This is a genomic window from Cryptosporangium aurantiacum (genome assembly GCF_900143005.1).
Classification (GTDB): Bacteria; Actinomycetota; Actinomycetes; order Mycobacteriales; family Cryptosporangiaceae; genus Cryptosporangium; species Cryptosporangium aurantiacum.
In genome coordinates this window covers 186,311-198,101 of sequence record NZ_FRCS01000010.1, presented here as the reverse complement: position 1 = coordinate 198,101, position 11,791 = coordinate 186,311, and the positions used below count along the sequence as shown (strand labels likewise).

The 11,791-nt window shown below is 68.7% G+C and carries 14 protein-coding genes; 8 read left to right on the top strand and 6 right to left on the bottom strand.

The window, feature by feature from the left end; genetic code table 11:
- Positions 1–28 precede the first annotated feature (28 nt).
- The 4 genes from BUB75_RS29555 to BUB75_RS29540 all read left to right on the top strand — a co-directional run bounded on the left by BUB75_RS29555 (position 29) and on the right by BUB75_RS29540 (position 3,204).
- Complete coding sequence (locus BUB75_RS29555; protein WP_073261339.1) at positions 29–778, top strand: MBL fold metallo-hydrolase; 750 nt, start codon at positions 29–31, stop codon at positions 776–778.
- A gap of 135 nt (positions 779–913) precedes the next feature.
- Complete coding sequence (locus BUB75_RS45575; protein WP_143175476.1) at positions 914–1,897, top strand: hypothetical protein; 984 nt, start codon at positions 914–916, stop codon at positions 1,895–1,897.
- Positions 1,894–2,553, top strand: coding sequence for a hypothetical protein (locus BUB75_RS29545; protein WP_143175475.1), 660 nt, complete (start codon positions 1,894–1,896; stop codon positions 2,551–2,553). Before BUB75_RS45575 ends, BUB75_RS29545 begins: the two co-directional genes overlap by 4 nt.
- Before the next feature lie 9 nt (positions 2,554–2,562).
- The gene (locus tag BUB75_RS29540; protein WP_073261333.1) at positions 2,563–3,204 is read left to right on the top strand and encodes an HD domain-containing protein; all 642 of its coding nucleotides are present in this window, start codon (positions 2,563–2,565) and stop codon (positions 3,202–3,204) included.
- 12 nt (positions 3,205–3,216) lie between these two features.
- Here the strand turns inward: BUB75_RS29540 and BUB75_RS29535 are convergent, their stop codons facing one another.
- Positions 3,217–3,471 (bottom strand): hypothetical protein, encoded by a 255-nt coding sequence (locus BUB75_RS29535; protein ID WP_073261330.1) that lies wholly within the window; start codon positions 3,469–3,471, stop codon positions 3,217–3,219.
- Positions 3,472–3,806: 335 nt separating this feature from the next.
- On the opposite strand from BUB75_RS29535, the gene BUB75_RS47245 reads away from it, so the two are divergent.
- Positions 3,807–5,051 carry an NsdA family TPR-like regulatory protein gene (locus BUB75_RS47245; protein WP_073261328.1) on the top strand — a complete coding sequence of 415 codons (1,245 nt, stop codon included), beginning with the start codon at positions 3,807–3,809 and terminating at the stop codon, positions 5,049–5,051.
- Here BUB75_RS47245 and BUB75_RS29525 read toward each other — a convergent pair.
- The gene (locus tag BUB75_RS29525; protein WP_073261325.1) at positions 5,048–5,866 is read right to left on the bottom strand and encodes a MerR family transcriptional regulator; all 819 of its coding nucleotides are present in this window, start codon (positions 5,864–5,866) and stop codon (positions 5,048–5,050) included. The genes BUB75_RS47245 and BUB75_RS29525 overlap by 4 nt on opposite strands.
- A gap of 55 nt (positions 5,867–5,921) precedes the next feature.
- On the bottom strand, positions 5,922–6,347 hold the full coding sequence (locus BUB75_RS29520; protein ID WP_073261323.1) for a MarR family winged helix-turn-helix transcriptional regulator: 426 nt from the start codon (positions 6,345–6,347) through the stop codon (positions 5,922–5,924).
- 75 nt (positions 6,348–6,422) lie between these two features.
- Between BUB75_RS29520 and BUB75_RS29515 the strand changes: the two genes are divergently transcribed.
- Positions 6,423–6,785, top strand: coding sequence for a VOC family protein (locus BUB75_RS29515; protein WP_073261321.1), 363 nt, complete (start codon positions 6,423–6,425; stop codon positions 6,783–6,785).
- A 111-nt stretch (positions 6,786–6,896) separates the two neighbouring features.
- Here the strand turns inward: BUB75_RS29515 and BUB75_RS29510 are convergent, their stop codons facing one another.
- The gene (locus BUB75_RS29510; RefSeq protein ID WP_073261319.1) at positions 6,897–7,643 is read right to left on the bottom strand and encodes a maleylpyruvate isomerase family mycothiol-dependent enzyme; all 747 of its coding nucleotides are present in this window, start codon (positions 7,641–7,643) and stop codon (positions 6,897–6,899) included.
- 212 nt (positions 7,644–7,855) lie between these two features.
- Between BUB75_RS29510 and BUB75_RS29505 the strand changes: the two genes are divergently transcribed.
- Entirely contained in the window at positions 7,856–8,662 is an 807-nt protein-coding gene (locus BUB75_RS29505) for an alpha/beta hydrolase (protein ID WP_073261317.1), read from the top strand.
- A gap of 14 nt (positions 8,663–8,676) precedes the next feature.
- On the opposite strand, the gene BUB75_RS29500 is transcribed toward BUB75_RS29505, so the two are convergent.
- Both BUB75_RS29500 and BUB75_RS29495 read right to left on the bottom strand, forming a co-directional pair.
- Complete coding sequence (locus BUB75_RS29500; RefSeq protein WP_073261315.1) at positions 8,677–10,299, bottom strand: tetratricopeptide repeat protein; 1,623 nt, start codon at positions 10,297–10,299, stop codon at positions 8,677–8,679.
- A 184-nt stretch (positions 10,300–10,483) separates the two neighbouring features.
- Positions 10,484–10,879, bottom strand: coding sequence for a VOC family protein (locus BUB75_RS29495; protein ID WP_073261313.1), 396 nt, complete (start codon positions 10,877–10,879; stop codon positions 10,484–10,486).
- 75 nt (positions 10,880–10,954) lie between these two features.
- On the opposite strand from BUB75_RS29495, the gene BUB75_RS29490 reads away from it, so the two are divergent.
- Positions 10,955–11,782, top strand: a complete 828-nt coding sequence (locus BUB75_RS29490) for a TIGR03619 family F420-dependent LLM class oxidoreductase (protein WP_073261311.1) — start codon at positions 10,955–10,957, stop codon at positions 11,780–11,782.
- Positions 11,783–11,791 lie beyond the last annotated feature (9 nt).

The window sequence follows — 11,791 nt, the reverse complement described above, 5'->3', positions numbered from 1 at the left end:
GCAGCACCGCGCTGACACACTTGCCGACATGGTCGACTGGTACACGCAGGCCGAGGTGAGTAGCGACGTCGTCCGGATCTCCGAGCCGCACGTCAACGAACTGCTGTCGGCGAACCTCTGGTGGTTGCGCGGCAACGACCGCGACATCGTCATCGACGCCGGGCTCGGTGTCGTCGCCCTGCGGGAGGCGATTCCGGGCCTGTTCGAGCGCTATCCGATGGTCCTGCTCACCCACGCGCACCTGGACCACGTCGGTGGGGCGTCCGAGTTCGGTGACCGGGCCGCCCACCCCGCCGAGGCCGAGCTCTTGGCGGCGGGGGTACCGGCGAGCCTGTACGGCGCGGAGCTCTACGACAAGCTGGGGGTCGACGCGGCGGGAGAACCCGTCCCGGAACTCCTGATCGACGCGCTACCCCGTCCCGGCTACGATCCGGCCTCCTACCGCGTCGAACCCGTGGCCCTGAGCCGCGTGCTCGAGGACGGCGACCGCATCGACCTGGGCGGGCGCGTGCTGACCGTGCTGCACCTTCCCGGCCACACACCGGGAAGCATCGCTCTGCTGGAGGAGCGGACCGGGACCCTGTACTCCGGCGACATCGTCTACGACGGCTTTTTGATCGACACCCTGCCGAACTCCGACGTGGCTGCCTACCGGCGAAGCATGGAGTTCCTCACCGACCTCGACGTGTCCGTCGTCCACCCCGGCCACGGACACAGCTTCGACCGGACACGCCTTCGCCAGCTGGCCAAGTCCTACCTGCGCAGAAGAGCTCAATGATCGCGCGCATGTCGCAGCGGGAGCATGGACCACTTCAGCCGTTTTAGCACGGATTCCCCCGTACGCCCCATCCGGCGGGCATATTGCCTTAGCCTGAAAGGCGGGGAACCGCAGAAGCGGGATCGAGGGGGATACATGGTCCAGAAGGAGACCGCCTACACGCTACTCAAACGATTATCCACCGGAATGCAGCTCCTGCTGCTCTCGGTGATCGCACTGGCGGCACTCGGTCTGCTGTGGTGGGCGGAGTCGACCTCCGGCGCGACGAAGTCGTTTCTGAGTGCGGTGGGAACCGGCCTATTGACGTCGGCGCTATTCGGTCTGGCGCAAGCCCTGATCACCGGCCGGGTGACAACTGAACTCCTCCGCGCCTCTGTGGTCAACGAAGTGAGCTCATCGCTTTCGGCGTCCAATCGAAATTTCTTTCCCACGCATGATTTCCCGGCTTCCTCGGTACCGGATCCTTCCTTCAACGGAATACTTGAATCGGATCTCGAAGATTCATCGCACTACTGGTTCCGCGGCCTGTCCGCCAGGTACACGGCGACCCGGCTGCTCCTTCACGGCAGCGCGAGCCTCCAAGCCCACTTGATTCTTCCCGATCCACAAACTCCCCTGTCCATTGCAGGGCGGGTCGACTACGAGGATCGCCACGGCCTGCGGGCAGGAATGACCTACAACCAAGTACGGGACGCAGTGGCCAAGGAAGTGGCGACCGGCCTGGTCGGGCTCTTCCGTGCGCGGACCCGGTGCGCCGGCATCCGGCTCATACTCGTCTCGACCCCGTCGCTCGATAGGTTCGAGATCTTCCGCGACTCGATCTGGATCACGCTGTTCAGCGATCGCGCATCCGACAAGCGGTTCCCCCGATCGCTCCGGTTCTCCGGCCAATCGGTGCTGTACCGGATGCAGGAAGCGGAGTGCGCGCAGATCGCGTCGCACCCGTCCTCGCGGATCGTGGACATCGACCGCCGGTGGAACGACAGCCACCTGGCGGCGTTCCTGACTGACGCCTTGGGAAGAGCAGTCTCGGACAGCGAGCGGGCGGATCTGATCAGCGCCAACGACGAATTTGTGCGTAGCTACCGGCGGATTCCGCGGACGGGAGGGCAGCGGTGACCCATAGCGCACCGGAAGGGGTGCTGCAACGACTCCTCGGCGGCGCCGAGCACCTGGACGCGCCGATGGCTGACCTCCAGCAGTGGCATTCCGCGCTGCTCGGACGCATGAGCGATCCGCGGTCGGTGATCAACGAGGTCTATGCCCTGCTCCAGGAAGAGAACCGGAGCGACGCGATCCGGGCGGCCGCCAGGGAGACGCCCACACACTACGTCTGGCCGCTGCTGGGCGCTCACCGTGAGGATTTCGGCGTCTACCTACACGAGTACAAGCAGGAACCGAGATCCGCCAGCTATGCGACGACCATTCATAATCATCGCTACGACTTCGTGTCCGGAATCCTGCGCGGGGGGTATACGCAGGACACTTTCTCGGTCACCTTGAACGACTCCGAAGCAATTGCCACCGATATCAACTGCATCTCCTCCGAAGAGTTCCGGAGAGGCACCGTCAACTCGGTGAATCGCCATTCATGGCACCGTTTACGTCGAGTTTCTTCTGGTACTCTCACCCTCGTCATCAAGGGTCCAGCGATAGCGCCGTACAGCATATCAGCCGAAGAAGGCCACAACCGGGTCACCTATCATACACCCGTCGAACGTCGACTCCCGATGGTTATTCACTCGCTCGAGGCTGCCCTTGCAGAGTTGTCCTAGGAGAATGCCATGATCGATCCGACGACAGTTCCAAATGTACGACGGGAAGTGTGCAACCTGTACGACCGACGAAATCATGACGTGCCGTTCCACGGGTGGCACCACATTGAATTCGTCACCTCGAAAGCACGTGACTTCGCGTTGGAGCTGGGAGCCGATGCGACCCTTGTCGAAGTTGCCGCGCTGGTTCACGACCTGAACTACCTCGTCGACACAACGACAAGTGCGGCCAGCGGGAGGGATCTACGACAGAAGATACTCGAAGCGTCCGGCGCGTCCAGCCCGGAGATCACTACCATCGAGCAGATCATCCTGGACGCCGAAACGCCCACCCGGGACGGCCACATCTCGGTCGAAGCCAAGGCGCTGAGTGACGCGGACACGCTGTTCAAGGCGCTTCCGATTACGCCGATAGTCCTCGCGCCGCTCTACATGTCGGAGACCCGCCGTGGCCTCCGGGCCCTCGCCGAGAAGATCGTCAAGGAACAGGTTCCGCTGAACGAGGACGAGATCTACTTCTACTCGCCCTCGGCGCGGGCCCGGTACGGCGAATGGGGTGACGTCAACCTGAAGCTCTGGCGGTGCGTGCTCGATTCCCTGGACGACCCGGACGTGGTCAAGTTGCTCGACGTGATGTCCGTCGACGTCTGAGGGGGCGGGTCGTCAGGTGATCTCGCGGCGCTCGGCGGCGTCCAGAACTGCTTTGGCCCACTGATACTGCTCGCACGGCCACGCCGGCGCGTTGATCAGATGGAGGGCGCTCGCGCACATGCCGTGCGAGGAGTCGGTGGGCGCGTGCATCGGCAGGATCCGGTGGGCGGTCTCGACGTCTTCCGAGGTGGCGTCGCGGCTCCAGCCCGGAGGCCGGAACGAGCGGTCGGTCGATCTCACCGGTGCGACTGCGGGGTACTGAGCCATCGGAGGGCTCCTTCCACCGAGGGAACGGGCCTCTCCCGGCGGTAGGGAGGACACGGGGCCGGCGACCGGGTAAGCCACGCCGCGCGAACCCACGCACCGCCGGGAGAGGAGCTGGGTCGGCTGTCGTCCGAAGTGGAGCCGGAAGAGCAGCCATCGCCTTTCGTCGCAGCTCCCGGACGGCGCGACGAGGCGGATGCCTCTAGCCTGATACGCGGCGGACGTGGCAGATAGGCCGCTCCGCTGCAGCGCTGCTGCATTCGCGCTGAAAACACTGCACGTTCCGATACGGAAGACGCGCATCCGGGCACCGTCGACCACCGCGAGCCGGAGGCCGGATGACCGCTGTCACCCACTGGACGGGACGAGAGGCGCGCGCACTGCGGGAGGCGTTGCGCCTGAGTATCCGCGATTTCGCCGACCGACTCGGCGTCGCGGCACGCACGATCTCCAACTGGGAGTCGGCAGGTGCCGGCATCCGGCCCCGCCCGGACATGCAGGCGGTGCTCGACACCGCGCTCGCCCGCGCGTCGGTCACCGAGCGAGATCGCTTCTCCTACCTGCTCACCGGAACCGACGACCCGGACGTCGACCTGCTGACCCCGGACCCGGCACCGGATGCGCCGTTGCCCGCGCTGACCGCGGACGACCTCAGCAAGATCACCGCGGCGCTGGAGGATGCCCGGCACTACTTCGACGGCGACGTGGTCCGGCAGTTCGGGGACCGGCTGCGGATGCTCGCCCGCGACGACGGCTCCTGGGGCCCGCGGACGGCGCTCCCGGCGGCGTTGGGGCTGGTCGGCGCGATCGACCGGAGCGCCAGATCGGTCCGGTCCGACGTCCGGCGTCAGCTGCTCGGGGTCGGTGCGCGGGCCGCGGAGTTCACCGGCTGGCTGTACCGGGACGCCGGTGGCCGTACCCAGGCGTCGTACTGGCGCGACCGCGCCACGGAGTGGGCGCAGGAAGCGGGCGACCTGGCGATGCAGGGATACGTGCTGCTGCGCAAGAGCCAAGCCGCCTGGGACGACCGGGACGCGCCGCGCATGCTCACGCTCGCCAGGGCCGTCCAGGAAGGACCGTGGCAACTGCCGGATCGCGTCCGCGCCGAGGCCGCACAGCAGGAGGCGCGCGCCCAGGCGATGCTGGGCGCGCACCTGCCGACGATCCAGGCGAAGCTGTACGAGGCCGAGGAGCTCCTCGCCGTCGGCGGCGAGGTGGACGCCGACGAACTGGGCGCCACCTACGCGTACCCGCTGTTCTCGGTGCAGTCGGCGCTCTGTTACTGCGAGGCCGGTGAGCCCGAGCGCGCGTTGGAGTCGCACGCTCGCTGGCAGGCCTACCACGGCTTCTCCCGGCGCGACCGGGCTTACTTCCTGTCGCTGATGGGGACGTCGCTGGCCCGGGCTGGGCAACCGGAGGAAGCAGCGCGGGTGGGGCTCGCGGCGCACGACACCGCGTCCGAGATCAGCTCGTCGCGGATCCGCGCGGAGCTGCGCCGCCTGGTCGGCGTGCTCCGTCGCGGCACCGAGCGTCCGCTCGCCGTCCAGCGTCTGTTCGACACGGTCCGGTCCTGGGCACGCTAGGCCTTCTCGACCGCCATCTGGATCTCGTTGACCCACTTCTCCGGATCGTCGGAGTACTCCAGGAGCACCTCGCGGGAGTGCCCGAGCATCCGATAGCCGTGCGCGGAGATCCAGGTCGCGAGCGCCTGGTAGCTGGCGTCGATGGTGTCGACCGAGCCGCGGTGCACGATCGTGGCAGCGTCCGGGATCGCTGCCAGGTCCACGACCTGGAACCCGTAGGACGGATCGGCCTCGACCGACACCGTGAACCCGGCGTTGATCCGGATCGGCTGTCCGTCCTCGCCGGTGCCGTCGTAGAACGAGATGCCCGGGCCGGTCGGGGTGACGCCCGCGGCGTCCAGCGCGGCGCAAAGCTCCTGGTAGAGCGGTTGGATCACCGGGCTGATCTCCCGGCTCTCGTAGCTGGACACGGTGCCCTGCAGCGCGGCGACCCGCACCGAGGGGACGGACTTCACGACGATCTCGTCGGTGCTCATAACACCCTCGCTCTCGATCATTCGGAGCCTCACCTCGACCGCGCGCAACCGGGCCTGGTCGGCGGCCAGCTGAGCGTCGAGTTCCGCCCGGCGCAGCCGCAGCATGCCGCGCAGCTCGTCCACCCCGACGTCGTCGTGGAGGATCGTCTTCACCTGCGCCAGCGAGAACCCCAGTTCCTTGAGCGCGGTGATCCGGTTCAGCGTGTGCAGCTGGTCGGCGCGGTAGTAGCGGTATCCAGACAGCGCACGTGCCGGCTCGAGCAGCCCGAGCCCGTCGTAGTGGCGCAGCATGCGCACCGATACCCGGCCGAGTGCGGCAAAGTCTCCGATACTGAACATGACCCGCCCAACGTTGCGCCCTGACACCGTGTCAGGGTCAAGCCATCAATGCTGATCATGCGCCCGTCTCGTCGGCCAGGCGCTGCAGGTAGCCCGCGAACCGTTCCCGGTCGGACGCCGCCCAGCGGGCGGTGAGCTGTTCGAATGTGGCGCATTGCCAGTCCCGCGCCGCGGTCAGCAGCTGCTCACCCGCGGGTGTGAGCCGCAGCGCGGTGCGGCGGGCGTCCGCGGCGGCGCGGGCCCGCGCCAGATAACCCTCGGCGGTGGCGACCGTGACCATCCGGCTCGCGCCGGACTGGTCCAACCCCAACTGCCGGGCGACGTCGTTCACGCTCGCGTCCGCTCCGGCGGCATGCACTGCTTCGACGACGAGCACGAGCTGGGGGTGCGGCACGACGTCGGCATCGGCGGCGGGGCCGCGGGCCCAGCGCCGGGACCAGAACCGCACCAGCCGGAACAGCGCGGGCCCACCGTCGGTCATGCCACGACCCTAGCGTACGTATGCGGATCGCATCTATATTGAATGCGTATCGCATACGTTCAGAAGGAGTCAACCATGCCCGTCGTCCTCAACCACACGATCGTCCGCGCCCGCGACAAGGACGCCTCGGCGGCGTTCTTCGCCCGGCTACTCGGCCGCGCTCCGGGTGCCCCGGCCGGCCCGTTCACGCCGGTACGCGTCAACGACGACCTGACGCTGGACTTCGACGACCGCGGCCCGTTCGCCGCCGGGCACTACGGCTTCCTCGTCGACGACGAGACGTTCGACGCCGTGCTCGGACGGCTCGACGGAGTCCCGTTCGGCTCGGGGCCGGAGCACGGCTGGGACCGTCGCATCAACCACCTGGCCGGCGGGCGCGGCGTCTACGTCGGCGACCCCGACGGTCACAGTTACGAGTTCTTCACGGCCGTGCCGTAGTAACGAGGACGCGAGGCACACTTCGGACGCCCGACGGCGGAGCGGAACGTCGCGCGCTCAGCCCCGGCGGGCGCGGACGAGCTCGCCCACGCCCGCCAGGCAGGCGTCGATCTAAAAGGCGGTCGCGGCGGACCAGCGGGCCAGCAGGCTGGAATCACCGGTGATCTGCGGGACCGACGGGCGACCCCAGAGGAACAGGTAGAGGCCCGCGACCGGGGCGGTCGCGGTGACGTCGGCGTCGGACGCCGCGCCGATCCGGGCCCAGTCGAACTCGGCCGCGCCGATGTTGATGCGCCACCGGGCGTCGACGTCGGTCGCGACCAGCTCGATCGATTGCCCCTCGCCGCGGACCGCGCCGAACCCGGCCAAGCGGGGAGCGTACGGAAGGATCGTCAGCAGTTCCTCGACGCCGTCGGTGGCGACCACCGGGTCGATCGTGATCGGCGCGTTCAGTGCGAGTGCGGCGTCCACGCGATGGACGGTTGCCTCGTGGAGCATCCGGCGGGCCCAGAACAGCGTGGGTCGGGTTGCTCCGCCGAGGGTCCACACCTGCTGGTGCGCGGGCGCTGCCACGAGTGCGCTGATCAGCGCGTCGACACCGGCCGCCACCCAGTCGGACAGCGCGGTCGCCGTCGTCGGGATGTCCTGCTCGTAGTCGGAGAACGGCAGCCTCTCGGTTGAACCGGAGGAGATCATCGCGGTCACCCACCGCTCGGTGGCACCGACGTGACCGGCGAGCTCGGCGAGGTCCCAGGCGGGGCAGCTCGGGACCGGCGTGGTCAGATCGGCGTCCGACAGGAGCGCGGCTAACCGATCGATCTCGCGGAACAGCGCTTTGCAGTATTCCCCGTGGTCCATGTCGTGACGGTAGCTCGCCGCGAGCCGCGACGCCGTGACCGGTCCGCGCGTCGCGTCGACGTAATCGCGGTCTGGACCGATCCACCTTCGACAGTCGGCACAGCGTCCCGCGAGTGTCGTCGCTCATATCTGTATCGGAAACGGGTACGCAAAGTCACATCGATGTTGTGATGGCGTAAGAGAAGGGGTCAGGCCTCACCGGGAGGTGCCAGATGTCCCCGAACGATTTCACTTTCCGTAGCCACGACGGTACTCAACTCATCGGCACCCTCGTCGAACCACCGAGTCTGCCCACCCACGCGACGGTGCTCGTCCACGGCGGCGGCGTGAGCCGTGACGAGGGCGGGTTCTACGTCCGGCTCGCTGACGCGCTGGCGGCGGCCGGGATCCTCTCGCTCCGATTCGACCTGCGCGGACACGGTGAGAGCGGCGGCTGCCAGGCAGAGCTGACGCTGGCCGCGGTGGCCAACGACGTCCGGGCGGCGCTGGACGAGGTGGGGCGGCTCGGCGTCCCGGCTACGTTGGTCGGGACGAGCTTCAGCGGTGGCATCTGTGCGCTGGTCGCGGCGTCCGGGGTGATGCTGCGCAGCCTGGTCCTGTTCAACCCGCTCTTCGACTACAAACGAAGATTCGTGGACGAGAAGCCGTACTGGTCCGGGGACCGAATCAGCCCGTCGGCCGCCGCGGAACTGGACAGTCGCGGGTACGTCGAGCACTCACCGTCGTTCAAGCTCGGGCGCGCACTGCTCAACGAGGTGTTCTACCTCTCCGCCCGGGACGCGTTACCCCGCATCGCCGTTCCGACGCTGCTCGTGCACGGCAGCCAGGACACGTTCGTCAACATCGACTCGTCACGCGAGGCGGCCGACCAGCTGTCCGCCAAGTGCACCTTGATCGAGATCGACGGCGCCCAGCACGGGTTCGCCGTCCACGACGATCCGGGTTACGCCGAGCCGCAGACCCAGGAGTGGCAGGCGCTCGTCATCCGCGAGACCGTCAGCTGGATCACAAGCCACTGACCAGCGCGTCTCGCTCAGCGGGGCGAATCCTCGTCGGGAGGCGGAGCGTCGGCAGCCGGCGGATCAGCGGCCGGGGCTTCGGCGGGTGGGGCTTCGGCGGGTGGGGCATCGTCGGAGAGCACGCGGAGGTTGGCGCCAGCGACGGAGGCCGCAGCGGGCTGGTGGGTCTCCGCGGCCTTCTCGTACCAGGACCGCGCCTCCTCCACGTCACCGAGTTCCTCGGCCAGTACCCCGAGGTCGACCATCGCGTTCGCGGCCTGCACCGAGTCCTCGCTGTCCAGCGCGTCGGTGAACCACTGCCGGGCCTGCTCGGAGTTGCCCTGCTCCTTCTCCAGGACGCCGAGCCCGCGCATCGCCCGGGGTGCCTCCGCAGCGTCACCGCTGTCGACCGCCTGCTGGAACCACTTCCGCGCCTCGTCCGCCCGCCCCTCGGCGGCCTCCAGCACTCCGAGGTCGACCATCGCCTGCACCGATCCGGCCGTGATCGCCTTCTCGTACCACCGCCGCGCGATCGCCACGCTGCCGCCGCGGTGCGCCCGGTACGCGATCACGTACAGCACCTGCACCGGGACGTCGTCCAGCTGGTCGAGCAGGTCACGGGCCCGCGGGTAGTCGCCGCGATCGAACGCGGTCAGACCCATCGCACGGCGGGCGTCCGGCTCGAAAGCCCTGGCGACGTACTGCCAGAACGGCCCGCTCACCGCTCGCCGCTGCCCGTCGGCGACCGCCGACAGCAGCCCGCTGCCGTAGTAGTACTCGCTACCCTTCGCGAACACCTCGGTCACCAGACCCAGCTCCAACGCCCACTCGATCGCGCGCTCGCGCCCGGGCGTCGACACCGCGGCCCGCCCGTCGAGGTGGGCCAGCTCGCGCCGGTAGTCGGCGTACAGCGTGGCCAGGATCTTCCCGGTCAGTGGCGTCGGCGGGTCCATCCGGTGCCAGTCCGACAGTGTGTGCAGCAACGCCTGCCGGTCGAACCGGATGCTGCGCTCGTCGCTGTCGCCGGACAGCGCTGCCTTTACCGGCTCCAGCGGCACCAGCAGCAGCCCGGCCCTGGTCGGCTTCGCGTCGGCCGGTACGTCGTACTCGGCCTCGCGCAGAGCGTCCAGCTCAGCAGTGGTGAGGGGACCGACCTCGACCGCCGCACCCGCGAGCGGGTCGGGCAGTCGGGCGCCGCCGAGCAGGCCCGAGCGCGCGGTGACGAGCACCCGAACACCGGCCGGCAGCGTGACCTGGCCGAGCTGCCGCAGCAGCTCGGTGCCCGCGTCGTCGAGCCAGAGCACCGCGCCGTTCTTCGCGTGCCGCTTCGCGACCGCGACCAGCTCGGCGAGCGGCACCCGTGGGTCCGGGTGGAACGCGAGGAGCGTGTGGTCGGGTAGGTGGGTGCGGGCCGCCTCGGCCAGCGTGCGGCTCGTGCCGACCAGCCTTTTTCCGTGGACGACGATCAGCGGGGCGTCGTCGGCGAACAGCTTCTCCAGCGCGGCGTCGGCTTCGCGGGGCACGTACGTGCCGTGCGGCTCGTGGACACCGAGGTCACCGAGCGAGACGTCAGCCAGGCGCGGCGGCCGGCCCCGGTCGTCGGCGACCCTCTGCACGGGTTTCGGGTAGGACCGCCCGGTCAGGGACCATCCCGCCACACCGCTCTCCTCTCGCCGCCCCCGAAGTAACCACCGTACTGCGCCGGTCCGAGCGCGGGTGCGCCACGGAGTGGCCCCATCGGAGGTCTGCTTCCAGCCCCCAGCAGTGTCAAATCCCCGGTGCCAGAGCGTCCACGATTTGCCACCGCTCCAGCGACCCCGACCCGCGGACCTGGGCGCTCGCCTACTCGACGAAGAGGCAGAAGGGGTGGCCGGCGGGGTCGCCGAAGACGTAGAGCGGCTCGTCCGGGTCGTCGAAACGGTCGAAGAGCTGGGTCGCCCCGAGTTCCAGCGCGCGCTTCCGCTGTTCGATCAGCGTGGTCGTGTCGGACACCGTGATGTCGAGGTGGAGTTGCTGCGGACGCGGCCCTTCCGGCCACGTCGCCCGCTCCAGCTTGTCGACCTGCTGGAACGCGAGCTGCGCACCGCCCGGGTTACGCAGGACGAGCCACTCCTTGTCGCCGTTCTCCGGCTCGTCACCGGGTCGGTACTCCAGGCCGAGCAATTGCCGGTAGAACTCGGCCAGTTCGCGCGTGTTCTCGCAGTCGAGCACCGTCTGTCGCACGATCGGATAAGTCATGCCGCGAGCGTTCCGCTCCGCCCGCCGCGCCAAACGTTTGCCTTGACGTCGACGGCAAAGCTTAGCGTCCGCGACGTGAAATTCGGCGTCAGCTACAGCACCGCGACAGCGGGGACGGACCCGGACCGGCTCGTCGGCTTCGCCCGGCATGCCGAGGCGAGCGGCTTCGAGTCGTTCTACGTGAACGAGCATTTGGTGCTCTACCCGGGAGCCAAGATCGGGCCGATGGCACTACCGCCGACCCTGCCGTTCGCCGACCCGCTCGACTGCTTGAGCTTCGTCGCCGCGTCCACGGAGCGCATCCTGCTCGGCACCGCGGTGCTGCTGCTGCCCTACCGGCACCCGGTGGTGCTGGCCAAACGCCTCGCGACAATCGACACCCTGTCGAAGGGGCGGATGCGTCTGCTGACGGTCGGCGTGGGGACGCTCCCGGGCGAGGCCGCGGCGGTCGGCGTCGACTTCGCGAGCCGGGGGCGCCGCACCGACGAGGCGATCGACGTGCTCCGACTGCTCTGGGCCGGCGACGAGCACGGCGTGAGCCACTCCGGTGAGTTCTTCGCGTTCGAGAACATCTGCATCTACCCGAAGCCGTACGGCACCACGAACTTGCCGATCCACGTGGGCGGATCCAGCCTCGCTGCGGCTCGACGCGCCGGGCGCCGGGGTGACGGTTTCTTCCCGGGCGGTTTCCTGTCGCCGGAGGAGCGGACCGCGCAGTTCGAGATCGCCCGGGCGGCTAGCCCCGACCCGGACAGCTTCGAATACACCCGGTGGGGCTCGATCGATCTCACCCCGGCGCAGGTCGAGGCCTACGCCGCGCAGGGTGTGACCCGCCTGGTCGTCGGCGCCGGGACGACCGACGAGCTGTCGGCATTCGCCGAAAGGTTCCAGCTGGTTCCGTGAACCGCTACG